This window comes from Halobacterium jilantaiense (genome assembly GCF_900110535.1).
GTDB classification, from domain to species: Archaea; Halobacteriota; Halobacteria; order Halobacteriales; family Halobacteriaceae; genus Halobacterium; species Halobacterium jilantaiense.
Genome location: NZ_FOJA01000001.1, coordinates 567,102 through 590,536, shown reverse-complemented (window position 1 = coordinate 590,536; position 23,435 = coordinate 567,102). Strand labels below are relative to the sequence as shown.

Here is a 23,435-nt window from a genome sequence, read left to right as displayed (position 1 = left end):
ATGTTCCGCCGCCGCCCTCTTTCGCGTTCTGGTTCTCGGTCCGGCGCGCACACCAGAATCCATTAACTCCGTGCGTCCCAACGGCCGGTATGGACCGCGACCAGCGCGGCGTCCCGCGGCGCGAGTTCCTGAAAGCCGCCGTCGCCATCGGCGGCGCGAGCGCGCTGTCTGCGTGCCTGGACCGCGAGGAAGTGTCCGTCCCCACGGGGACCGACGACCCGTCCTCGCTGCCGGCACGCCAGCACGCCTGGAACGCCCACGCAGCCCGCGACGACGCCGGGAACGTCCTGCCGCCCCGCCACCACGTCCTCCTCCACTTCGACTACGACGGCGACCCGGAGGCGGACAGAGCAACGGTCGAATCCGCTCTCCGGAGCCTCGAACGCGCCTACGAGTGGTCGAACGACGGCCTCCTGTTCACACTCGGCTACACGCCGGCGTACTTCGACGCGCTCGGCGGTCCGCCTGCGGGCGTCGACCTCCCACGCCCCGAGGCGCTCTCGGACTTGGAGGACCCGACGCTCGACGAACCGGCTGCGATTCTCCACCTCGCAAGCGACCACGCCCAGGTGGTTCTGGAAGCCGGCGAGGCGATGAAGGGGGAGCGCGACACCGCCAACGACGAGTCCGTAGACGCGGCGCTCACCGACGCGTTCTCGTTCGTCGAGCGCCGAACCGGCTTCGTCGGGACGGGGCTGCCGGCCGACAATCAGGACGTCGACGGCGTCCCCGATTCGGAGCCCGTCGACGAGGACTCCCCGCTGTACATGGGGTTCAAGTCTGACTTCGAGGGGAGTCAGGCGACCGAGGACCGCGTCACCATCCAGTCCGGGCCGTTCGCGGGCGGCACCACCCAGCACGTCTCTCATATCGACCTCGACCTGCGGCAGTGGTACGAGCAGGACAGCCGCGAGCAGCGCGAGGCGAAGATGTTCTGTCCCGTCCACGCCGACGAGGACCGCATCGAGGGCACCGGCGAGAACCTCGGGGACGACCCCCAGCTCGACGACTCGCCGCCCGCCGAACAGACGGCCCGCGAGGACGGCATCGTCGGCCACGGCCAGAAGCTCAAGTCGGTGCGGGAGGACGGCCGCCCCATCATCCTCCGCCGTGACTTCGACTCGACGGACGGCGGCCGCGCGGGCGTCCACTTCCTCGCGCTCCAGCGCGACATCAGCGACTTCGTCACCACCAGAGACGCCATGAACGCCGAGGACATCTCCAGCGAGACCGCAGTCGGACGGCGCACGAACAACGGCATCCGCCAGTACCTCTCGGTCACCAACCGGGGGAACTACCTGCTGCCGCCGCGCGACCTTCGGGCGCTCCCGACGCCGGAGGGCGGCGATGCGTAGGCGTCGCTTCCTCGCCGGCCTCGGCGCGAGTGGGCTGGCGGCGAGCGCGGGGTGTCTGGGGTTCCTGGAGACGGAGCCCGCGAACCGGGAGCCGCCGCTGCCCGAGAACCGCCCCGACGAGCCCTACTACCCGACGCACTACGAGGGCATGGAGATGGCGGGGACGAGCGCGAACGGTCGGTACCGGGCGATGCTCTCGTACACGTTCCCGCACCGCTTCTGGACGGTCACGGGCGAGGAGACCGAGCGCGTGGACTTCGAGTCCAGCGAGGACGCCCACCTGATGGTCTCCGTGTGGGACGACGAGGCGGGCGTCGCGCTGCCCGCCACGAGCCCTCGCATCGAGTACACGAACCCCGACGGCGAGACCGGGCGCGTGAACCCCTGGCAGATGCTCTCTCAGCGGATGGGCGTCCACTACGGCGACAACGTCGAACTCGGGCCTGACGGCGACTACGAGGCGACCGTGCAGGTGTCGCCCGGCGGCACCCGCCGAACCGACGACGTGCAGGTGCCGGACGGCCCGCTGACGTTCTCGTTCTCGTTCCCGTTCTCGCAGGGCCGCCTGAACGACCTCGAATTCACCGACATCGCGGGCGACCGCGAGGGGACGCCGGGCGCTGTCGACCCGATGGGGATGGACGCCGTCTCGGCCGGCCAGACGCCGGCCGCCGAGTCGTTCCCGCTGGAGGTCCGAGGCACCCAGACCGCCGCGGGAGCCGAGTTCGTCGCTGCGACCGCCGACGAGCGCGGGACGCTGGCGACCGGGAGCGACGAGACGTACGTCGCGGTCTCCGTGCGCTCGGCGCACAGCCGCTTCCCGCTGGCGGCCGCCACGCTCTCGCTCGACGCCGCCGGCGACACCCACCAGCTCGTACCGACGCTCGACCCGGAGCTCGGCTACCACTACGCCGCGGCCGTCCCCGGGCTTGGTGACGGCGACGCGCTGACGGTCCGACAGGACGCCGCCTCGCAGCTCGCCCGCCACGAGGGCTACGAGACGGCGTTCTTCGGCGTCGACCCGATGGAGTTCTGACGACCGGTCGGCCGGCGAGCCGGCGAGCCCTCCGGGGCTCCCGCACCGTTACGTCACTGGACGCCCTACTCGGTGACATGTTCGCGACGGACGCCGTGACCGGAGGGAACCGATGAGCGACGTGGCACCCGCGGTCGTGCTCGACGGCGTGCGGAAGACCTACGAGCTCGGCGGTCAGCCCGTCCACGCGCTCCGGGGCGTCTCCCTGCGGCTCCCCAGGGGGTCGTACACGGCCGTGATGGGGCCCAGCGGCTCCGGGAAGTCGACGCTGATGAATCTCGTCGGCTGCCTCGACACGGCCACCGAGGGCCGGGTGGTCGTCGACGGCGAGAACGTCGGCGACCTCTCCGAGGAGGCCCGAACCACGATTCGGGGGACGGCAGTCGGGTTCGTCTTCCAGACGTTCAACCTCATGCCGCGGCTCACCGCCGCCGAGAACGTCGCGCTGCCGATGCTGTTTCAGGGCGTGCCGAGCCGCCAGCGCGACCAGCGCGCCGCCGACCTCCTCGACAGGGTCGGGCTCGGCGAGCGCACCGGCCACCGACCGAACGAACTGTCGGGCGGCCAGCGCCAGCGGGTCGCCATCGCTCGCGCGCTCGCCAACGACCCGGCGCTGTTGCTCGCCGACGAGCCCACGGGGAACCTCGACTCGGAGACCGGCCGGGACATCATGGCGCTGTTTGCGGACCTCCACGCCGCCGGCAACACCGTCCTCGTCGTCACGCACGAACGCCACATCGCCGAGCACGCCGACCGCATCGTCCACCTGCTCGACGGCGAGGTCGAGCGCGAGGAGCGCGTCGCGGAGCCCCGGCGACCGACCGCGACCGGGGGTGGTGAGCAGTGAACCCCGTCGAGAGCTTCCGGATGAGCGTGCGCGCCATCCGCGGCCACCGGCTGCGGTCGGTGCTGACGACGCTCGGGGTCGCCATCGGTGTCGCCGCCGTCATCACGTTCGTCACGCTCGGCGCGAGCCTGCAGGCCGACGTCATCGGCGAGGTGTCGGGCGACCAGCCGCCCCTGATGACGGTGTCGACCGGGCCCGCCGACGACCAGCCCGGTCCGCCCGGGGAGAGTCAGGCAGTGTTCACCGAACACGACATCGAACAGCTCCGGGCCATCGAGGACACCGCGGCGGTCGTCCCGCAGGGGACCGTTCCGATATCGGGGCTGGCCGCGGGCGGCCGGACGCTCGGCTACAATCGCCTGACTGCGACGACTCCGGAGAGCTTCGAGTACGTCGCGACCAGCGGATTCAGCGACGGGACGACGTTCGAGCAGGGCACCCGCGAGGTCGTCGTGAACGAGCCCGCGGCGCGGCTGTTCCCCGGGAACGTCTCCGTCGGCGACACCGTGGCGGTCGTCCGACAGAACGGCAGCCGCGTGAACGCGACGGTCGCTGGCGTGCTGGCGGCCGGCGAGGGGCCGTTCGGGAACGAACCCCTCCCGCAGGTGTACGTCCCGACGGACCCGTTCTACGAGACGCGGCTGGACGCGCCGAGCAGCGACTCCCCCCAGCGCGTCTACCCGACGGTGACCGTCGTCGCCAGCGAGTTCTCCGCCGTCGACGCCGTCCAGAGCGACGTCCAGACGTACCTCGACGAGGACTCCGACGCCCGAACCCTCAAACCCGGGAGCTACGAGTTCCGGGTGCAGACCGTCGAGGACCTCGTCGACCAGATTCGGGAGCTGCTGGACACCTTCACCGCGTTCGTGACCGGGGTCGCGGTCATCTCGCTCGTGGTCGGGTCCATCGGCATCGCGAACATCATGCTCGTCTCCGTCACCGAACGCACCCGCGAAATCGGCATCATGAAAGCCGTCGGCGCGCAGAACAGCGACGTCCTCCAGTTGTTCATCGTCGAGGCCGTCGTCCTCGGCGTCGTCGGCTCCCTCGCGGGCATCGTCCTCGGAGTGCTGGGGGCGTACGCTGCCACGGAGTACGTCGACCTCGCGATGACGTTCCCCGTCGAGTGGGCGGGTATCGCGGTCGTCGTCGGCATCCTCGTCGGCGTCGGGGCCGGTCTCTACCCGGCCTGGAGCGCGGCGCGGACCGACCCCATCGAGGCCCTGCGGTACGAGTGACCGCCCGCGTCGGGGTAGCGTCCCGGTCAGCCGGGGCTCGTTTTCGGTCCTCTACGTTCTGATAATCGGGCGCAAGGGTTTTTCCGACTCGGCCGCCAGAACCCGCCAATGGCAGGGGACGACGCCGAGGCGGCCGGGGGGCCCGCCGGCGGCGGCAGGCAGGACCGGACAGGGGTCTGGTCGGGCGACGCGGGGCTCGAACCGGCGGTGCGGCGGGTCGCCGGCGGCCCCGACGACAGCGGCGGCACCGACCGAACCGGACCGGCGTTCGACGGCGACGCGCTGGAGTCCGCCGTCGAGCGCGTCGAGACGGACCCGGGTGCGGTCGTCGGGGAGTACACCTGGGTCGACTACCTCGACGAGTACGGGCCCGACGGGGCGGCGGACCAGGTGCGCTCGGAGCGCGAGCGCGAGCGCCGCGAGCAGGCCCAGAGGGAGGCCGAAGCCGAGGCCGAGGACCCCGCGGAGGTGGAGGTCAGACCGCCGTATCCGCGCTGGGCGGACCTCGACGCCGACCCGCCGACGCCGGACTGGGACGCGCTGGACGCCGACCCGACGCCCGACCTCGGGTTCGAGCCGAAGGCCCGGGACGCCGTCGTCGACGAGGCCGCGCGGCGCGCGAAGCGCTTCCACGCGTTCTTCGACGAGTACACGAATCCCGAGACGACGCCCGTCGTCAAGGACGACTGGCTCTGGGAGCACTACAAGCGCGAGTACTACTACGTCGGGGAGAACGACTGGACGCGGCCCCGCGACGACGGGAACATCGTCCGGTTCGACCCGACTGACGCGCTGGGTTTCGACCCGGAGACCATCGAGACGTGGCTCTCGGTCAAGGAGACGGCCGCCGACGAGATGCTCGACCTCGAAGACGAGCGCACCGTGAACGTCCGGGAGGACGTCGATGAGGACGCGTTCTTCTCGACGCTGGACGGCCACACGACGCTCGCGAACCGCTACGACCTCGAGAAGGCGGTGCCGATGGCGAAGAAACGCCACTTCACCGAGGTGGAGCGCTACTGGGTGAACAAGCCCGCGGCGTTCGTCGTCATCTTCCACAGCGACCGCGAGAACGAGGAGAAGTACTACGTCGTCGAGCCGTACCGCAACGAGATCGAGGAAGACCTCCAGGACTTCCTGACGGGGAAGCTCCGGACCGCCATCAAGTACGCGAGCGACGACGTGGCGGCGGCCGCGGACGCCGACCAGCGGAAGACCGTCATCGAGCGCGAGACCCGGAAGCTGCTGGCGCGGTACGACCTCTTCGACGACCCCGACGCGGGCGAGTCGCTCGTCGACCGGCTGCTCGGGTCGCTCGGGCTCCGTGACCGCCCGGGTGACACGGACGACGGGGGGCCGCACCTCGATGGTATCCAGGCGCGCCCCGAGCCCGCAGTGCTCGCAGACGACCCCGACGAACTCACGGAGTACCAGGTGGAGACGCTGCTGTACACGCTCCAGCGGGACTTCGTCGGCTACGAGCGCATCGACCCCATCAAGCACGACATCAACGTCGAGGACATCTCCGTCGACGGCTGGAACTCGCCGGTGTTCGTCTATCACACGGACTACGAGAACCTCATCACGAACGTCCACCACGGACAGGAGAGCCTCGACGACTTCGTCGTGAAGCTGGCCCAGCGCTCCGGGAAGGGCATCTCGAAGCGCCAGCCGCAGGTCGACGCGACGCTGCCGGACGGCTCCCGCGCCCAACTCACGCTCGGCAAGGAGGTCAGCGACCACGGCACGAACTACACCATCCGGCAGTTCAAGGACGTGCCGTTCACGCCAATCGACCTCGTGAACTGGCAGACGTTCTCGCTGGACGAGATGGCGTTCCTCTGGCTCTGCATCGAGAACGACAAGTCCATCGTGTTCGCGGGCGGCACCGCCTCGGGGAAGACGACGAGCCTGAACGCCGTCTCGCTGTTCATCCCGAGCAACACCAAAATCGTCTCCATCGAGGACACGCGGGAGGTCGAACTCCCACAGCGCAACTGGATCGCTTCCGTCACCCGGCCGAGCTTCGGGGAGGACGAGACCGGTGACATCGACGAGTTCGACCTGCTGGAAGCCGCGCTCCGCCAGCGCCCCGACTACATCGTGATGGGCGAGGTGCGCGGCGAGGAGGGTCGCACGCTGTTCCAGGTCATGTCGACCGGCCACACGACGTACACGACCTTCCACGCGGACAACGTCGGCGAGGTCCTCAAGCGGTTCACCACCGAACCCATCAACGTCTCGAAGACGCTGTTCACAGCGCTGGACCTCGTGTCGATCCAGTCCCAGACGCGGGTCGCGGGCAAGAAGGTCCGCCGGAACCGGTCCATCACCGAAATCAACCGCTACGACCCCGAGAACGACGAGATAAACGTCAACGACGTGTTCCAGTGGGAGCCCGAGGACGACGAGTACCGTCAGACGGCGGACTCCTCCACGCTGGAGGAGATTCGCTTCGACCGCGGCTGGACCCAGCTGGAGCTCGACCGCGAACTCCAGGAGCGCCGCGTGCTGCTCGCCTACCTCATCACGGAAGGCCTCAACGAGTACGCGCAGGTCGCGGCGACCGCCCAGGCCTACATCAACGACCCGGAGACCATCCTCGCGCTCGTCGCGAACGACCAGCTCGCCGACGCGCTAGCGGACCTCCGGCAGATGGAGAGCGTGTTCATCAACGTCGACCCGGACAAGGAGGAGATGGTGCCTCGCCCCGACCCGAGCGAGCCGGTGCTCGCGGAAGCCGAGGCGGTCGTCGCCGAGGCCCGCGCCGAGGACGGCATCCTCGTCGAGTACGAAGACGAGACGCCAGACTCTCTCGCGGAGGCGCTCGCCCCCGAGAACGCCGTGACGGACGACGTGGTCGCCGACACGCGCGGTCTCGGGCCCGAGGACCTGGAGTCAGCCATCGAGCGCGTCACCGACAGCGACCTCGGCGACGAGGACTTCGGTGACTTCGAGCCGATGAGCGCCGACGACGCCGAAGACGACGGCCTCGACGAGGGAGCGAGCGAGGCTGCGGACGGCGGACAGCCACGGGAGTCGACGGACCTGGGGCTCGGAGGCAGCGAGGAACCCGCGGACGGGCCGGAGGAGGCTGAGGACGGATGAGCACCGGGTCCCGCAGCTTCGGGCAGGGCGCGGACGCGCTCGCCGACGCCTTCTACCCGCTGTACCAGTGGGCGTTCAGCGACCGCAGCGACTTCGTCGGCGACATCGAGACGAAGCTCGCCGAAGCCCGGATGGACGACCCCGTGGAGCTGTTCGTCTCCCGGGCACTCGGCGTCGGCGTGCTGCTCGGTGGCGTGCTCTGGCTGCTCGGCCTGGGCCTCGGCTACGTCCTGTTCTACCTCGGATTCGTTCCGACGGAGACGCTCATCGGCGTCCCCGTCCCGAACGAGACGCTGCTGGCGGTCGTCTCGGCGCTGAAGATTCCCGCCCTCGTCGTCGCCACCGGCCTCGTCTTCGGACTTCTGGGGTTCACGCTCGGGTTCGGCGGCCTCGTCGCGGTCCCCTACATGCGGTCGAACAGCCGGGAGCGCGAGATCAACATGCTGCTCGCGGACTCCGTCTCGTTCATGTACGCGCTCTCCATCGGCGGCATGAACCAGCTCGAAATCCTCGAAGCGATGGCGAAGGCCGACGACACCTACGGCGAGGTCGCGATGGAGTTCCGGGCCATCGTCCAGGAGACCGAGTACTTCGACACCGACTACCGGACGGCGGTGCGGAACCGCGCGATGGAGACGCCGAGCGACGAACTCAGCCAGTTCCTGACGGACATGCTCTCCATCATCAACTCCGGCGGGAACATGACGGAGTTCCTCGCGGACAAGAAGGACAAGCACATGCGAACCGCGAAACAGCAACAGGAACTCACCCTGGAGACGCTGGAGCTGTTCGGCGAGATGTACATGACGCTCTCGCTGTTCCCACTCCTCCTCATCATCATCCTCGTCATCATGAGCATGCTCGGGCAGGCCCAGATGTTCCTGCTGTACGCCACCGTCTACGTGCTCACGCCGATGGTCGGCGTCGGCTTCCTCGTGCTGGTGGCGACAGTCAAGGAGGACGAGCCGGGCGACGGCTATCTGGAACTCGGCGACGGCGAGACGAGCCGGGAACCCGGCCTGCGGGACCTCGGGCTCGTCGAGCGCTTCGTCGGCGAGTACGGCATCTTCGACCGCGTGCGGAGCCGCGAGGGCACCCACGAGACCGTGCGGCTGCTCAAGCACCCGGGCGGCTTCTTCCGCGACCGGCCGCTGTTCACGCTCGCGTTCACCGTTCCCGTCACGCTCGTCGTGATGGGGGCGGCCGTCTTCGGCGGCGTCGCACCCACCAGCTGGCAGGGGATGGTGGACCAGCCCGTCTGGGGGACGTTCCTCTACGCGTACGTCCCGCTGTACGCCATCGGCGTGCCGCTGGCGGTGTTCCGCGAGTGGAATGTGCGCTCCCGGCACCGCATCACGAACAAGCTCTCGGACAACCTCCGGAAGCTCTCCTCGGCGAACGACACCGGGATGACGCTGCTGGAGTCCGTCCAGACCGTCGCCGACACCACCACCGGGAAACTCGGTGAGGAGTTCGAGGTGATGTACGCGAAGGTGAACTACGGCACGAGCCTGCGGCAGGCGCTCGTCGAGTTCAACAACAAGTACCACATCCCGCGACTCGCCCGCACGGTGAAGCTCGTCGCGAAAGCTCAGGAGGCCTCCAGCCAGATTACGGCGGTCCTCACGACCGCAGCGCAGGCCAGCGAGAATCAGGACGACATCGACCGCGAGCGGCGCTCCCGAGCGCGCATGCAGGTCGTCATCATCGTCATGACATACCTCACGCTGCTGGCGGTGATGGTCATCCTCGACGTGAAGTTCCTCGGCACGATGGAGGGGCTCTCGACGTCGGCGGGCGCTGGCGGTCAGGCCGCGGAGGCCGGCGCGAACCAACTGGACTTCGGCGGCGGCATCGACACGGACGCGCTCGGCGCGATGTTCTTCCACGCCGTCACCATCCAGGGGCTCGTCTCCGGGTTCATCGCGGGCTACATCCGGGACGCCAGCGTGCTCGCGGGGGTGAAGTTCGCGGTCGTGCTGCCGACCATTGCCCTGCTCGTGTTCTCGTTCGCGTGACCATGACCGCCAGCACACTCCCGGGACGGCGCGCGCAGACCACGATCGACTTCACCGTGGGCATCAGCGTCTTCCTGGTGACGGTGGCGTTCGCGTTCGCGTTCGTCCCCGGCATCATCGCGCCGTTCGCGGACGCGGGGACGGCCGACCCGGCGACGGCGAACCGCATTGCCGACGGCCTGGCGACGGACCGGCTCTCAGTTGCCGGCGAGGAGTACGTCCTCGACGACGAGCGCGCCGCCGACTTCTTCGGCGACCCGGACGCAATCGACCGCCTCGCGGTCCCCGAGTACCGGACCGTGAACGTCACCATCGAGAACGCGACCGGAGTCGTCGACGTCGGCGGCGAGCGCGCCGCCGCCGGCCCCGAGACGCCGTCGAACGCCGACGTGACGACCGCGTGGCGAACCGTGACAACCGACGACCGGCGGCTCGAACTGACCGTGCGGGTGTGGTAGCGTGCGCGCACAGGCCCACACTCTCGAAGGCGTCGCCGCGGCCCTCATCGTCGTCGCGGCCGTCGCGTTCACGCTCCAGGGGACGGCTGTGACGCCGCTGACCGCCAGCACCGCCAGCCAGCACATCGAGACCCAGCACGAGCGCGCCGCGGCGAGCGTCCTCGAAACCTCGCGTGGCGACGGCTCGCTCTCCGAGACGCTCCGGTACTGGAACGCCTCCGGCGGGGAGTTCGCGAACACCAGCGAGGACGGCTACTACGTCGGCGACCCGCCGAACACGACGTTCGGGCGGGCGCTCGCTGCGACGTTCGGCGGGGACCGCGCAATCGCGTACAACGTCAACGTCTACTACGTCACGGACGACGGCGACCGCCGACAGCGCCGCGTCGTCTACACGGGCGCGCCGAGCGCGGACTCCGTCGGCTCGACCCGGACCGTCACGGTCTACGACGACCAGCAGGTCGTGAACGAGCGCGGCACGGCGGTCGGGCCGAGCGTCGAGAACGCCTCGTACCTCGGTCCCGACACGCCCGGAGCGGTGTACGGCGTCTACACGGTGGAGGTGGTCGCGTGGCGGACGTGAGCCGCGGCGTCTCCACCGCGCTCGGGTACGTCCTCAACCTCGGGGTGGCGACGCTGCTCGTGACCATCCTGCTGCTGTCCGCGGGCACGCTCGTCGAGGACCAGCGCGACCGCGCCGCCGACACGGAACTGGACGTCGTCGGCGAACGCCTCGCCGCGGACCTCGCGGCCGCCGACCGCCTCGCGCGCACCAACGACCCGACTGCGGTGCGAGTCGAGGTCGACGTGCCGGCACGCGTCGCCGGCAGCTACTACACGGCCAGCGTGAACGAGAACGGGAACGGCAACATCGTCCTCCGCGCCGACCAGCCGGACGTCGAGGTCGTCGTGCCGTTCGAGACGACGACCCCCGTACAGGCGTCGACCGTGGACGGCGGCGACCTCGCGGTCGTCTACGACCCCGGTAACGACACGCTGGTGGTGACCGATGCGTAGCCCGCCGGCTGCCAGTCGCGGCGAGACCGCGCGCGGCCTCAGCGACGTCATCGGGTTCGTGCTCGTGTTCGGACTCATCGTCTCCGCCGTCGCCGTCGTCTCCGTCGGCGGCTTCCAGGTGCTCGAAGACGCCCGCGACAGCCAGCAGGTGACGAACGCCGAGCAGGCCCTCGACGTGCTGGACGGCAACGTCGAGGACCTCGCGGTCCGGGGCGCGCCGCGACGCAGTACGGAGATTCTGCTGTCGGAGGCGGAACTCGACTTCGGCGACCCGGTGACGTTCAACGTCACCGCGGGCGGCACGAACTACTACGCGGCGAACGTCACGCCGCTGGTCTACCGGACCGACGGCGGTGCCGAACTCGTCTACGTGAACGGCGCTGTCCTCCGACAGCACGGCGACGACGCCTACCTCGCGAACGAACCCCGGGTGTCGGCCGGCGACCGCACGTTCGTTCCGTTCGTCGTCACGAGCGCGCGCAGCAACGGCGCGTCGGCGACGAACGCTCGTCGCATCCTCGTGCGAACCGTCGTCAACGGTCGCGATGTCCGGACGTTCGACGACCCGGACACGCGCCTGAACGTCACGACACCGAGGGCAGCGGCCTGGGAGCGCTACCTCGAAGCCGAACTCGCCGTCGACTGCGACGGCCCCGACGACGGTTTCACTGGGCGAGTGTCCTGTCCGCTCCCCGGCGACGAAGTGTACGTGCAGGCCATCGGCGTCGGCGTCTCGGTCTAGGTGAGCGTGACGTTCACGGAGTTCTCGGTGACGTGCAGGAACGTCAGCACGCGGCCCGACGAGGAGTTGTAGTCGACGTCCACAGTCGACGCGGCCAGGTCCGTGCTGGCGGAGTTCCCCGGCGGGTCGTTTTTCCCCTTCGACGTCACTTCGAGATCGACGTTCGGCCCCATCTCCGCGAGGTACGTGTTCACGATGTTCCCCACGGAGTCGTTAGTCAGCGGCGACGACCCGTCCTGGTAGGCGAGATTCGTCGCGCCGGTCAGGTCGAAGTGCAGTTCGGGCGTCTTGTCGTTCTTTCCGCTGCACTCGTACGTGAACGACGACCCGGAGTCCCGGCCCTCGGTCCACGCCGTGTCGTTGACCCACTCGTGGACGGTGCCGCCGTTCTCGTAGGTCGCAGCCACCGTCGGACTGTCCCCCTTGCACGGATTCCCGCCGTCGAGTTCCACCTCGAAGCGGTCGGTGCCGCCGTCGTCCGCGACCATCGCCCAGTGCAGGTCGTTGAACGACGATGCCTTGTTCGGGTACAGTGAGAACTGGAGGTTCTCGATGGGTTGGTCGTCCCCGAGCCCCCGGAGTTCGATCGGCGTCTCCTCGAGCGTGTAGGTCCCGCCCGACCCCCGCGCAATCAGTTCGAGTTCCACCCGGCCAGCCGTCTCGTTCACGGTGACGTTGCCAGTCGAACGCTCCCGGAAGAACTGCTCCCAGCCCCGGTAGTAGTCGCTGTCGACCCGAACGACGACGGTGCCGCCGGACAGCGGATTCGACCGGTTCGAGTCACTCGCCACGGGGAACACCGACGTCACCGGCGACCCCGACACGCGAGCCAGCGGCGCGCCCGCGAACGTCGACGACTCGCCGCCGACGCGAATCACGGGCAGCGTCAGCGTCGCGTCCTGATAGTTGAACTCGGGCGGTGACAGCATCTCGGCTCCGCGGCCCGAGGTGCGCCAGACGCCGCCGCCCTGGAACGCCACCCGGGTGTCGCCGCGCTCGTACACCACCTCGCCCATCGTCGTGTTCAGAACCGTGCCGACCTGGCTGCCGTTCTCGTCCAGACGCAGTACCGAGATGCGGCCGGCGTCGGGCTTCACCGCGTACGCCCCGCTGCGGGACTCCGACAGCGAGACCGACTGGCTGTCGGTCCGACCGAGCGCCACCACGGCCGTCCGACTGTCCAGCTGGCTGAGCGACTGCTCGACGCGCTGCGCGTTCGTCGCCTCCTCTGCGCCGTCCAGCGCGGGCGCTGCGAACGCCACCACCGACGTGACCCCCAGAACGGTGATGGCCAGCAGCAACACCAGTCCGATGGTCTCCGACTGCCCCCGCCCCCGACCCGTCATGCTCGTCCGTAGCGGACCACGGTGCATCAACCTGATGGGCAACGAGCCGCCACCTCGACGGAACGCCGACTGACCAGTCCGAATCAGTGCGAGCCGCCACGGTCCACGCGCCGAACCGCCAGCGGGCTTCGTTGTCTGCGGTTCGTTCTCCGTCCTGACGCTGCACAGGGCTATCCCCCCGCTGACAGCAGTACTTTTATTCACTGATAACTAGGGGCGTATCATGACCGACGACCGGGGGGTGTCCGAGGTGCTCGGTGTCGTGCTCCTCCTCGGCATGACGGTGCTGGCGGTGACCACGATTATCGTGGTGGGTGGGCAGTCACTCGACCAGGCCCAGCAGCAGGTATCCCGAGAGCGGTCGGAGCTAGTCGCGGACAGTTTCCACGACGCGGTCGTCGACGCGACGGACGGTGGCGACGGCACTGCCACCGTCGACCTCGGCGGCGTTCAGGCGCGGACAGACAGCGACAGCGGTTGGATACGAGTCACCAGAAACGGCAGCCACGAGGTCGTCAACCAGAGCCTCGGCTCGGTCGTCTTCGGGGACGGCGCGACCGACCACGTCGTGTACCAGGCGGGTGCGGTCTTCCGGGCCGACAACGGACGGATGACGCGAATCCACGAACCCTCGCTGGCGTACTGGGACGAGACGCTGACGCTGCGGCTGGTCGACCTCGCCGGCGACGCCTCGACGAACGGCCGGCTCGCGCTCGACACGACTCCCGGCTCGGGAGCGAGCGTGAACGAGTCGTGGTCGAACCCCGTCGAGGACACCGCGCTCACGGTCACGATTCACAGCGAGTACTACCGGGCGTGGGGCGAGTACATCGCCCGGGAGACGCCCGCGACACCGTTCTACCCCGGGAACGAGACCGTCACTGCTACCTTCGGTCGGGGTCGCGTCGTCGACAACGTGACCGCTGGCATCGTCGCGGGCGTCCCCAGTCGCAGCCTAGAACTCACCCAGGGGTTCTCCGCGGACAGCTACGACTCGACTGTCGCGCCGTACAGCGGCTCCGGGAGCGCCGGCCGCGTCGTTTCGGCCGGTGGCGTCGTGGTGAACGGCGGCGCGAGCGTCCAGGGTGACCTCCGGACGGGTGGCGACCTCACCGTGACCAGCGGCGGGTCCCTCGACGGGTCGGTGCACGTGAGCGGCGACCTCGTCGTCGACGGCGGCGGCAGTGTCGAGGCGGGTCCGGACGGCGGCTGGGTCGGCGGTGACGCGACCGTCGACTGGGGGTCGTCGTTCGACGGCCCGCTCCGCTACCAGGGGAGCCTCACTGACCCCGGCGGCAACGTCGAGAACGCGACCCAGGAGCCGGTCGCAGTCGACGCTCAGACACCTGGCCACATCGAAGACTACGTGGACGACACGGTCTCGCTCGCGGCCGGCGGCAACGACAACAGCGAGACGACCGCCATCACCGGCGACCAGCTCGCCTGTTCGGACGGCGTCGGCGAGACGTGTACGCTGACGGCGGGCACGTACTACCTCGACTCGCTGTCGCTGACCAACGACAACATCGAGTTCCAGCCGTCCGGCGGCGAAATCACGCTCGTCGTGGACGGCGACATCTCGCTCGGCGGCAGTACGACAGTGCGCGTCGTCGGGGACGGCCGCGTGAACGTGGTCGCGACTGGCGACTACGACCAGCAGGGTGGTGCGACCGTCACGAACACCGACGACGACGCGACCCGGCTCTGGCTCTACCTTCCGAAACACAGCAGCGCGTACCTCGAAGGCGGCGGCGAGTTCGTCGGCGTCATCTACGGACCGGGCGGCGACGACGCGGGCGCGTACATCGACCCGAGCGTCCCGATATACGGCGCGCTCGTCGGCGACATCGAGTTTGCCGGCGACGGCGTCCCGGTCCACTACGACCACGCGCTCGCTTCGGTCAGGCCCGTCCCGGTCGACGACTACGGCGGGGACGGCGGCGTCCCCCTGAACAAGCACAGCGCTCCGATCGACTTCGCCCACGTCCGGACGGTCAGCCTCAACGTCACCGCATCCTGACTGCGCCCGGCCGGAACCACCGCTTCCGTCTCCTCGTCGCCGTGCGGGCGTAAGGGATCGAGTGGAGCCGAGACTTCCGAAACGTCACACGTGGGGTCGCTCCTCACTGCACGGGCGTGACGGGAGTCTCGTGAGCGTAGCGAACGAGACAACGTCACGGCCGTGAACAGGTGCGCGAGTGAACGGGCGTGACGGGAGTCGAACCAGAGGCGAGACTCGCTCCGCTCGTCTCGCGTACTTCGAGTCCGCCACGCCGGTTCGTTCGTTGCTCGCTGCGCTCGCTCCTCGCTGCACGGGCGTGACGGGACTCGAACCCGCGATCTAGAGGTTAGGAACCTCTCGCCGTGTCCGCTTGGCCACACGCCCCTCGTGAGAGGGGTGGGAGCGCCGGAGAAAAACGGTTACGCTAGGGGGCGGCGAGAGACGGGGTCGTTAGTTGGCCGCGGTGTCGTCGCGGTCCGCGGTGGTGTCGGTGTCGACGTCAGTGGCGTCGACGTCGGTGGCGTCCTCCGCCGCATCGCCATCTCGAATCTCCTGGAGTTCCTGTTCGACTTCTTCGCGGCCCTTCTGGAATTCGCCGATTGCTTCGCCGCTGGAACGGGCGAGTTTCGGGATCTTGTTGGCACCGAACAGGAGGACGGCAATGAGCAGGATGACGGCCCACTCCATGCCGCCCGGTAGCCCGCCGATGAACAGTGGGGTACTGGTGAGCATCGCTATCTGGGGGTAGCCCTCTCGCAATTATAGGCTTTATGCTCGCCTCAGGTTCGTAGTGACCTGGGTTCTCCGCTGGAGACGCCTGAATGCTTGCGAATTAGACGAATTCGCTTAATGGGTGTGTCGCTGTCAGGTAATTCCATTGAATTCTGGAGTGGCCCAGTATGACTACCCGAATTCACCCTCACTCGCCGGTCGGCGGCTACCGCTAGGTTACTCTTGACGACAGAGCGCTCTTTGTCACGTTCGCCCGGTCTGCTACACTTGACGCCGGCTTGTAGACTGTTCTCGTTGTGACTGTCTGCGTGAGCGCGTTCCGGGCAGACGGTTCGGTTTTCTGATTGGCAATTTGTGGCCTCTGGAGATGTAGTGTCCGTGGCACAAGAACGGATAGGGCCATACACGACTTCATATGATATTATTGTAGTTACTGTCGCATACAAAATCTTTATACCTTGGTGTGAAATACCACGGGTTGATGTTCCAGAGAACATCTACGATTGCCGTGGCCGCTCTCGTGGCTATCACAGCCCTTTCCGGCGGTGCCATGGCCGCCCAGAGCAGTTCAGTTACAGACTCCTCAGCAACTCAGGCGCTCGACACAGACCTCGGTGTTGCCGACCACACCTCCGGTGGCGGTTCAGCCGCCCCGCGCCCGCCGGGCATAGACCTGCCCACGATTCCGACCGGATACGCCACACCTGAGATTGGAATTCACGGGCCGTCGATAGACCCCGGCTTTCCGTATCCCGGAGAAGGGCCCTGTGACCAGCCGCCTTTCGTGCCTACCTGCTAAGCAGCCTTCCGCACTGCTCTCCTCTAGCCAGAGTTCTTTGCCGAATGCATCCGCGCTCTGTAGTAGCGGCGATGTGGCGTTCACGCTTCTGATCGTATGATACCCATCTGTCGAAACTATTGACCAGCATGCTGTTGTCGCACTGCGCCACCGTGGCTGCAATTCCGGACGCCAGCGCGCAAAATGTTGCCTTTGATACAGCCCTCACAGACACGGACCTGCGGTAGTGGTCGTGTATTCCAGTTGTGACGCCCTCTTTCAGGTAGGCGTCGATGACGAACTTGCCGGTCCGGGGCGTGCTCTCACTGAAACCGACATTATCGGCAAGGTACGTCCAAACGACAGACTGGGCCGCGCAGACGGCGCAGATGTTTTCCGGTCTTGGTTAATCGCGGGCGACCGGTGTGGTATCCCGAGCCGACGCCCGCGGAGTTTTTCCCGAGGGCGGTGAAAAGACTGAGAGTATGAGCGATACCACGAAGTCGAACTCCACGGTCGAGTACGACCCGAGCGAGAACCACTCGTACCCCGACGAGCGACTGAACGAGGTTCTGGAGTTCGTGCTGAACCACGAGGAGGTGACGGCCTATCTGGAAGCGCAGAACATCAACCCGGTGAACAGGAAGGGGTACAACGACCACGGTGCGAAGCACATCGAAATCGTGCGGAACCGCGCGCTGCGACTGTACGAACTCCTGAAGCGCGGCGGCGTCCCGTTCAACGGCGCGACCGACCAGGGTCTCGACGAGGCCGACGAGCCGGTCATCGTCGCGCTCGCGGCGACCCTCCACGACATCGGGCACGTCGTCCACCGCGACGACCACGCCTACTACTCGATTCCGCTGGCGGCGGACATCCTCGACCGCATCCTCCCCGAGTTCTACGATACTGCCGACGCCGTCCGCGTCAAAGGCGAGGTGCTGCACGCCATCCTCTGTCACCACACCGAGGAGGACCCGCTGACGACCGAGGCGGGCGTCATCCGCGTCTCGGACGGGCTCGACATGGAGCACGGGCGCTCCCGCCTGCCGTACGAGCGCGGCGGCCGCGGCATCAACACCCTCTCCAGTCAGGCCATCCAGCGCGTCTCTCTGCAGGAGGGCGACGAGACGCCGGTACTCGTCGAAATCGAGATGCGGAACGCCGCCGGCGTCTATCAGGTCGACAACCTCCTGAAGGAGAAGCTCCACCGGTCGGGCATCGAGGACGACGTGCGCATCGTCGCGCTGAACTCCACGGGCGACGGCGACGCGCTCGTCGAACGCATCGAGCTGTAGTCGGAGCGACCGTCAGCGGGGGACGGACGCCTCGCGACCGCGCTGCCAGACGTACACGAGCGCCGCAGCGGGCGGCCCGACGAGGACACCGAGCACGCCGAGCCCGGGAATCAGGAGCAATGCTGGACCGATGAATTGGAACGCGACGACGGAGATGGGGGCGAGTAGCGCGTACGACCACGCCAGTTCGACGCCCGTGCCGTGTTCGGCGAGCGCCCGGCTGTCCAGTTCGAACAGCGCGGCGAGCGTCACCGTCATCGCGGCACCGGCCGCGAGCATCGCTTGGTCGGGATTCGCGTCTCCGAGCGCGCCGACGCCGAACGTGAGCGCTGGTACGGCACCCCAGAGCGCGCCAGCCAGCAGTATCAGTCGTCGGTGGCCGATGTCGCGGAGGGAGGGCTGGGCGGACTCTGTCGCCATGGTCTCACGTCTTCGCCGGATCGGTATAAATACGGCGTCACCTCGCAGCGTGTGATTACGCTGTCGCTTCGGGCTCTGTCCCGTCGTCCTCGGCTTCGAATCCGTCCTCGAATGTGAACGTCCCGTTCCGCTGGACAATTTCCCCGTCGACCTCGATGTACGAGTCCTCGCTCATGTCCGTAATCATGTCGACGTGGATGCTGGAGTCGTTGCGCTCGCGGTCCTCGCCGACGTTCTCCTCGTAGGCGCGGCCGAGCGCGAGGTGGACGGTGTCGCCCATCTTCTCGTCGAACAGCATGTTGTACGTGAACTGGTCGATGCCGCGGTTCATCCCGATGCCGAGTTCGCCGAGGCGGCGCGCGCCCTCGTCGGTCTCCAGAATCTCGTCGAGGGCGTCCTCGTTCTGGCTCGCGGAGTACTCGACGACTTCCCCGTCTTCGAACGTGAGTCGGGCGTCCAGAATCTCCTCGCCGCGCCACATCCGCGGCAGGTCGAAGTGGACGGTGCCCTCGACGCTGTCCGGGACGGGAGCCGTGAACACCTCGCCGCCCGGCATGTTCGCGTCGTCGGCGTCGTTCTCGGGAATCATGCCGTCGACGGACATCGTGAGGTCCGTCTCGTCGCCCGAGACGATGCGGACCTCGCTGGCACCGTCGAGAAGCTCCACCATCTGGGCCTGAAACTCGCGCTGCTCGTCCCAGTCACGGTCGACGGCCCGGTAGACGAAGTCCTCGTAGGCCGCGGTGCTCATCTCGGCCTTCTGGGCGTTCCCGGGCGCGGGGTACTGGGTGCCGACCCAGCGCGTGTCGGCGAGCTGCTCCTGGATTTCCGTGTTCGCGCGGCGCGCCGCCGTCTGGTTCTCCGGTGGGACGTCGCTGGTCTCCGCGACGTTCTCGGAGCCGCGGATGCCGATGTAGGCGTCGGTCTCCTCCAGCGCCGCCAGCCGGTGGTCGAGCAGCGTGTAGTCGTCTTCGTCCATCGCTCGGTCGTAGGCTCGACTCGAACGCGGGTGCCGCCACGAGAGCGACGGCCGAGCACCGATTTCGCCGAGCTTCTCGTAGATCGCGACGACGAGGTCCTCGGCCACGGCAGGGGCGTTGACCTCGACCATGTCGCCCGGTTCGGCTTCGACGCAGTCCTCGACGAGAATCTCCGCGTGACGGCGAATCCGTTCGTCCATACGACCACCCGACGGCGTGCGGACTAAGGCCTGTGGGTAGCGGTCATCCGGCAATCCGCGGACCGCTTCGGTCCATTCAAACACCCCCGCACAGTATTTCGGTTCGTAACCGTGGCCGAGTCTGGCAACCCGGTCTCGTTGCTCCGGAACACCGAGTTCGCTGCCCTCGCAGGCACGGCGTTCGCGCGAGCACAGGCGTACTCCACGATTCTCATCGCGCTCGCGCTGTACGCCGACGCCTTCGGCACCACGGGCGTCGTCGAGGGGCTCTGGGTGACGGGGTTCGCCGTCGTGCAGGCGTTCATCGTCCTGCCGCTCGGCCGCGCTGTCGACACCGGGAACGCGAAGCGCTGGCTGCTCGCCGGCCTGCTCATCAACGTCGCCGTGTTCGTCGCGTTCGCGTTCGTCTCCAACCCCGTCGAGGTGTTGCTCGTCCGCGTCGTCCAGGGCCTCGGCGCGAGCATCCTCTGGATTACGGGGTCGACGGTCGTCGGCGAAATCGCCACCACTGGCGCTCGCGGGCGGTGGCTCGGCGTCTACAACCAGGTCGGTGCCACGTCGTCGTTCCTCGGCGACCTCGTCGGCGGCTACCTCCTGTACGCGTACGGCTTCCCCCACACGTACGCGTTCCTCGCGCTCGTCACTGTCGCTGCGACCGTGCTCGTCCTCGTCGCGCTCCGGGACAACCCCGGCGGACAGGCCGACGAAGAGGAACGCACCGGGCTGGAGACGCTGGTCGGGCTGCTCGACGTGCCGATGGTGCGTGCGCTCGTCGCGTTCCGCACCGCGTTCAGCGTCGGGAAGATGTCCATCATCATCTTCCTCCCCATCTACGCCCGCACCCAGTTCGGCGTCGGCGCGTTCGCCATCGGTGCCATCCACGGCGGCGGTAAGCTCGCGAAGGCGGTCCTCCAGGGGTACGTGGGCGACCTGACCGACCGCGTCGGGAAGAAACACTACTTCGTGCTCGTCGGCGCGCTGCTCTACGGCGCTGGCATCGCGATGGTGCCGCTCGCGCCCCACGCCCAGCGCGCCTTCGAGGCGGTGACCGTGGCCGGCCTCGGCTACGCGTACACCGTCACGCCCGCCGTCGCCACGCTGTTCACGGCCTACCTCGTGCTCGGCGTCGCGGACTCCATCCGGCTGCCCGCGAGCATGGCGCTGTTCGTCACCGAGGGCGAACGCCTCGACTCGCCGGCGTCGGCGATGAGCCTGCGCTCCATCTCCTGGAAGGTCGGCCAGGTCACCGGCCCGCTCTCGGTCGGACTCATCAAGGACGTCTTCGGCCCAACGACGGCGTTCCTCACGGCCGCCGCGTTCATCGCCGCGTCCGCGGGCGTCTTCCTGGTCGTCCGCGCTCGGACCTCGATGCCCGAGGCCAGACCCCAGCCCGGGGACTGACCGGAGCAGAGCCGGCGTCAGTCCCGCCAGTCGAAGCCGTCGGTCCTGACTTCTTCGACCGCCGCGTCGACACTCGCTTCCGGGCTGTCGTCCGGTGACTCGTCACCGGCCCCAGCGGCGTCGACTTCGAACTGAGCGACCTGCTCGCGGAGCGCCGCCGCGCGGTCGGAGAGGGTCCGAGTCTGTTCGGTGACCTCCCCGAGTGTCGCGGCCTGCTCGCCCGCGGCGTCCGCCGCCTGGTCGGCCTCCTCGGCGGTTTCCTCGCCGAGGCCGACCACGTCGTCGACGGCCGCCGCTACGTCTGTCACAGACGACGCCTGGTCGTCCATCGCCCGCGAAATCTCCTGGACGCCGGTGTCGGCCTCCTCGATGCGCGCCACAATGTCCGAGAGGGCGTCCTCCGTCGCCTCCACGGTCTCGACGCCGTCGGCGACGCGGTCCTGAATGCCGTCCATCGCCGCCACGCTCTCGTCGGTCTGCTCGCGAACTTCCGTGACGAGCGCCTCGATTTCGGCGGCGGACTCCTTGGTCTCGTCGGCGAGGTCTTTCACCTCGTCGGCGACGACGGCGAAGCCCTCGCCGTCCTTGTCGGCGCGGGCCGCCTCGATGTTCGCGTTCAGTGCGAGCATGTTCGTCTGCTCCGCGATGTCCGTGATGACGTCCACGATGTCCTCGATTTCGGCCATCCGGGACTCCAGTTCGCGGACCGCCGCGGCCGTCCGTTCGGTCTCCGTCTCGATGTCCCGGAGTTCGGCGACGGCGTCGCTGGCGGCCTCGCGCCCGTCGTCGCCCAGCGCGGCCGCGCTCTGTGACGTCTCGGCGACCTCGTCGGCGCTCGCAGCGACCTCCTCGATGGTCGCGGACATCTCGTCGGTCTCGCCCGCCACGCCCTCTAGTTCGTCGCGCTGCTCGTCCGTGCGCTCGCTGATGCGGCCGACGGCGTCGGAGACCTCGCGCCCCGTCTGCTCGACGCGCTCCGCGTGCGCCGACGCCTCGTCGCTCGCGGCCGCCACCTCGTCGGCGAACGCCACGACGTCCGCGACCGTCGACTCCATGTCCGCCGCCATCTCGTTGAACGACGCCGCCACGTCCGCCATCGCCGTCTGGTCGACGGTCTCGTCGAGCCGCACCGTCAGGTCGCCCGCGGCGTACGCCGCCATCGACGCCGAGAACTCGCTGGCCGTCTCCTCCAGTTCCCGGGCCTGCTGTTCGGACGCCTGTCGCGCGTCCTCGGCGCGCTCCCGGGCGTCCTCGGCCTCGGCCTGCGCCGTCTCGGCCTCCGCGCGCGCCGCCTCCGCGGCCTCCTGCTGTGCTTCGGCCTCCCCGATGCGCTCCTGGACGGTGTCCCGCAGACTCGCGAACGACGCGAACAGCCCGCCGATTTCGTCAACCCGACGCACGCTCAGGTCGGTGTCGTACTCGCCGCGCTCCAGCGCCTCCGCCTTCCGCTCCAGAACGTTCAGCGCCGTCACCGTCCCCCGGCCGAGCGTCAGCCCGATGAACCCGAGGCCGGCCAGCGCCACCCCGAGCATCAACAGCAGATTCTCGCTGACCGTCGACTGGAGCGCGTACGCCTCGTTTGTCGGCACGTGCAGCGCGACCACCCACGGCGTGCCCTCCACCGGCGCATACGCCACCACGTGGTCGGACGCCAGCGTCTTCGTCACCGACCCTGCGCTCACGAAGCCGGCCTCGGTCGCGCCTTCGACGGCCGAACTCCCGTTGTCGACGTAGGGCTGCATCGTCGCGGCCTCGCTGTCGTCGGCGACCACCGAACCCGAACCGCCGACGAGCTGCGTGAAGCTGTCCCCGGTCGGCTTCCGGAAGCTCCCGGTCACCTCGGCCAGACTCGTCGTCATCACCACCGCCGCGCGCCGCCCGAGGTCGGCGTCGATTCGCGCCACGTACGCCACCCGTGTCCCGCCGTCGTTCACGTACGGGTCGGAGACGAAGACGCCGTTGGGTCCGTAGGTCACGCCCTGCTCGCTCCACGGCGTGTCGTCCCTGTTCAGCCGCTCGCCCTGAAGACCCTCAGCCGTGCTCGCGACCACCTCCTGATTCGCGAAGTCCACGTAGTGGATGTTCCCGACGTCGGCCGGCAGGGCGTCCAGTTCGCCCTCCAGGAACTCCCGGATTTCGGCGTTCTGGCCGTTCTCGAGGACGCCGTACTGTGCCAGCATCCGCGCGTTGTTCCTGCGTTCGTCGCGCCACTCGCTCACCGACGACGCGCTCAACTCGGCCGCCGTCGTGAACTCCGCTTCGGACGACGCCCGGAGCTGGCTCGACGTGTCAGTGTACGTCACAGCGCCGACCGCGCCGATACAGACCACCACCACGAGGAGCGCCGCACCGAACTTCGCGAGATAGCTCCGCCGCACGAACCCCGGCAGGAGGCGGCGTCCCACTGCACCCAGCGACGACCGAACTGACATTGCCAGTGGCTGCAGTACTTCGACGGA

19 protein-coding genes and 1 tRNA gene are annotated in these 23,435 nt (G+C 68.4%); 14 read left to right on the top strand and 6 right to left on the bottom strand.

The genetic code is table 11. The annotated features are described in order from the left end of the window. Positions 1–89: 89 nt before the first annotated feature. From BMW35_RS03050 to BMW35_RS03005, 10 genes are all read left to right on the top strand, one after another. Positions 90–1,355 (top strand): DUF7405 family protein, encoded by a 1,266-nt coding sequence (locus BMW35_RS03050; protein WP_089667929.1) that lies wholly within the window; start codon positions 90–92, stop codon positions 1,353–1,355. Further along, the gene (locus tag BMW35_RS03045; protein ID WP_089667928.1) at positions 1,348–2,391 is read left to right on the top strand and encodes a DUF7350 domain-containing protein; all 1,044 of its coding nucleotides are present in this window, start codon (positions 1,348–1,350) and stop codon (positions 2,389–2,391) included. The genes BMW35_RS03050 and BMW35_RS03045 overlap by 8 nt, the downstream gene beginning before the upstream one ends. Positions 2,392–2,503: 112 nt before the next feature. After that, complete coding sequence (locus BMW35_RS03040; protein ID WP_089667927.1) at positions 2,504–3,238, top strand: ABC transporter ATP-binding protein; 735 nt, start codon at positions 2,504–2,506, stop codon at positions 3,236–3,238. Then, positions 3,235–4,476 (top strand): ABC transporter permease, encoded by a 1,242-nt coding sequence (locus BMW35_RS03035; protein WP_089667926.1) that lies wholly within the window; start codon positions 3,235–3,237, stop codon positions 4,474–4,476. Before BMW35_RS03040 ends, BMW35_RS03035 begins: the two co-directional genes overlap by 4 nt. 108 nt (positions 4,477–4,584) lie before the next feature. Next, on the top strand, positions 4,585–7,584 hold the full coding sequence (locus BMW35_RS03030) for a type II/IV secretion system ATPase subunit (RefSeq protein WP_089667925.1): 3,000 nt from the start codon (positions 4,585–4,587) through the stop codon (positions 7,582–7,584). Next, complete coding sequence (locus BMW35_RS03025) at positions 7,581–9,602, top strand: type II secretion system F family protein (protein WP_089667924.1); 2,022 nt, start codon at positions 7,581–7,583, stop codon at positions 9,600–9,602. The genes BMW35_RS03030 and BMW35_RS03025 overlap by 4 nt, the downstream gene beginning before the upstream one ends. Before the next feature lie 2 nt (positions 9,603–9,604). Beyond that, positions 9,605–10,060, top strand: coding sequence for a DUF7287 family protein (locus tag BMW35_RS03020; RefSeq protein ID WP_089667923.1), 456 nt, complete (start codon positions 9,605–9,607; stop codon positions 10,058–10,060). A gap of 1 nt (position 10,061) precedes the next feature. Beyond that, positions 10,062–10,643, top strand: a complete 582-nt coding sequence (locus BMW35_RS03015) for a DUF7288 family protein (RefSeq protein ID WP_089667922.1) — start codon at positions 10,062–10,064, stop codon at positions 10,641–10,643. Then, the gene (locus tag BMW35_RS03010; RefSeq protein WP_218138584.1) at positions 10,631–11,077 is read left to right on the top strand and encodes a DUF7266 family protein; all 447 of its coding nucleotides are present in this window, start codon (positions 10,631–10,633) and stop codon (positions 11,075–11,077) included. Before BMW35_RS03015 ends, BMW35_RS03010 begins: the two co-directional genes overlap by 13 nt. Further along, positions 11,070–11,819, top strand: a complete 750-nt coding sequence (locus BMW35_RS03005) for a DUF7289 family protein (protein WP_089667921.1) — start codon at positions 11,070–11,072, stop codon at positions 11,817–11,819. The genes BMW35_RS03010 and BMW35_RS03005 overlap by 8 nt, the downstream gene beginning before the upstream one ends. Here the strand turns inward: BMW35_RS03005 and BMW35_RS03000 are convergent. Next, positions 11,816–13,165, bottom strand: a complete 1,350-nt coding sequence (locus tag BMW35_RS03000; RefSeq protein WP_089667920.1) for a DUF7289 family protein — start codon at positions 13,163–13,165, stop codon at positions 11,816–11,818. The genes BMW35_RS03005 and BMW35_RS03000 overlap by 4 nt on opposite strands. Positions 13,166–13,388: 223 nt before the next feature. Here BMW35_RS03000 and BMW35_RS02995 point away from each other — a divergent pair, with 223 nt between their 5' ends. Then, positions 13,389–15,185: a DUF7289 family protein gene (locus BMW35_RS02995; protein ID WP_089667919.1), complete on the top strand. Its 1,797-nt coding sequence runs from the start codon at positions 13,389–13,391 to the stop codon at positions 15,183–15,185. Between the two features lie 293 nt (positions 15,186–15,478). Here the strand turns inward: BMW35_RS02995 and BMW35_RS02990 are convergent. Together BMW35_RS02990 and BMW35_RS02985 are read right to left on the bottom strand one after the other, a co-directional pair. Beyond that, positions 15,479–15,551, bottom strand: a tRNA-Arg gene (locus tag BMW35_RS02990). Between the two features lie 66 nt (positions 15,552–15,617). Continuing rightward, positions 15,618–15,899: a twin-arginine translocase TatA/TatE family subunit gene (locus BMW35_RS02985; RefSeq protein WP_089667918.1), complete on the bottom strand. Its 282-nt coding sequence runs from the start codon at positions 15,897–15,899 to the stop codon at positions 15,618–15,620. 481 nt (positions 15,900–16,380) lie between these two features. Here BMW35_RS02985 and BMW35_RS15245 point away from each other — a divergent pair, with 481 nt between their 5' ends. Both BMW35_RS15245 and BMW35_RS02980 read left to right on the top strand, forming a co-directional pair. Beyond that, positions 16,381–16,698, top strand: a complete 318-nt coding sequence (locus BMW35_RS15245) for a hypothetical protein (RefSeq protein WP_143052135.1) — start codon at positions 16,381–16,383, stop codon at positions 16,696–16,698. Between the two features lie 464 nt (positions 16,699–17,162). Then, a complete protein-coding gene (locus tag BMW35_RS02980) occupies positions 17,163–17,975 on the top strand; it encodes an HD domain-containing protein (protein ID WP_089667917.1) in 813 nt (270 codons plus the stop codon). Between the two features lie 12 nt (positions 17,976–17,987). Here BMW35_RS02980 and BMW35_RS02975 read toward each other — a convergent pair whose 3' ends face one another. Then, complete coding sequence (locus BMW35_RS02975) at positions 17,988–18,395, bottom strand: hypothetical protein (RefSeq protein ID WP_089667916.1); 408 nt, start codon at positions 18,393–18,395, stop codon at positions 17,988–17,990. 55 nt (positions 18,396–18,450) lie between these two features. Next, positions 18,451–19,575, bottom strand: a complete 1,125-nt coding sequence (locus BMW35_RS02970) for an aminopeptidase (RefSeq protein WP_089667915.1) — start codon at positions 19,573–19,575, stop codon at positions 18,451–18,453. Between the two features lie 111 nt (positions 19,576–19,686). Between BMW35_RS02970 and BMW35_RS02965 the strand changes: the two genes are divergently transcribed. After that, positions 19,687–20,976, top strand: coding sequence for an MFS transporter (locus BMW35_RS02965; protein WP_089667914.1), 1,290 nt, complete (start codon positions 19,687–19,689; stop codon positions 20,974–20,976). Positions 20,977–20,993: 17 nt separating this feature from the next. On the opposite strand, the gene BMW35_RS02960 is transcribed toward BMW35_RS02965, so the two are convergent. Further along, positions 20,994–23,408: a methyl-accepting chemotaxis protein gene (locus BMW35_RS02960; RefSeq protein ID WP_089667913.1), complete on the bottom strand. Its 2,415-nt coding sequence runs from the start codon at positions 23,406–23,408 to the stop codon at positions 20,994–20,996. Positions 23,409–23,435: the final 27 nt, after the last annotated feature.

Bases quoted from the DNA above. Each gene is read 5' to 3' on its own strand.
- BMW35_RS03050 (WP_089667929.1), top strand. From the start codon at position 90: ATGGACCGCGACCAGCGCGGCGTCCCGCGGCGCGAGTTCCTGAAAGCC.
- BMW35_RS03045 (WP_089667928.1), top strand. From the start codon at position 1,348: ATGCGTAGGCGTCGCTTCCTCGCCGGCCTCGGCGCGAGTGGGCTGGCG.
- BMW35_RS03040 (WP_089667927.1), top strand. From the start codon at position 2,504: ATGAGCGACGTGGCACCCGCGGTCGTGCTCGACGGCGTGCGGAAGACC.
- BMW35_RS03030 (WP_089667925.1), top strand. From the start codon at position 4,585: ATGGCAGGGGACGACGCCGAGGCGGCCGGGGGGCCCGCCGGCGGCGGC.
- BMW35_RS03025 (WP_089667924.1), top strand. From the start codon at position 7,581: ATGAGCACCGGGTCCCGCAGCTTCGGGCAGGGCGCGGACGCGCTCGCC.
- BMW35_RS03020 (WP_089667923.1), top strand. From the start codon at position 9,605: ATGACCGCCAGCACACTCCCGGGACGGCGCGCGCAGACCACGATCGAC.
- BMW35_RS03005 (WP_089667921.1), top strand. From the start codon at position 11,070: ATGCGTAGCCCGCCGGCTGCCAGTCGCGGCGAGACCGCGCGCGGCCTC.
- BMW35_RS03000 (WP_089667920.1), bottom strand. From the start codon at position 13,165: ATGACGGGTCGGGGGCGGGGGCAGTCGGAGACCATCGGACTGGTGTTG.
- BMW35_RS02995 (WP_089667919.1), top strand. From the start codon at position 13,389: ATGACCGACGACCGGGGGGTGTCCGAGGTGCTCGGTGTCGTGCTCCTC.
- BMW35_RS02985 (WP_089667918.1), bottom strand. From the start codon at position 15,899: ATGCTCACCAGTACCCCACTGTTCATCGGCGGGCTACCGGGCGGCATG.
- BMW35_RS15245 (WP_143052135.1), top strand. From the start codon at position 16,381: ATGTTCCAGAGAACATCTACGATTGCCGTGGCCGCTCTCGTGGCTATC.
- BMW35_RS02980 (WP_089667917.1), top strand. From the start codon at position 17,163: ATGAGCGATACCACGAAGTCGAACTCCACGGTCGAGTACGACCCGAGC.
- BMW35_RS02975 (WP_089667916.1), bottom strand. From the start codon at position 18,395: ATGGCGACAGAGTCCGCCCAGCCCTCCCTCCGCGACATCGGCCACCGA.
- BMW35_RS02970 (WP_089667915.1), bottom strand. From the start codon at position 19,575: ATGGACGAACGGATTCGCCGTCACGCGGAGATTCTCGTCGAGGACTGC.
- BMW35_RS02960 (WP_089667913.1), bottom strand. From the start codon at position 23,408: ATGTCAGTTCGGTCGTCGCTGGGTGCAGTGGGACGCCGCCTCCTGCCG.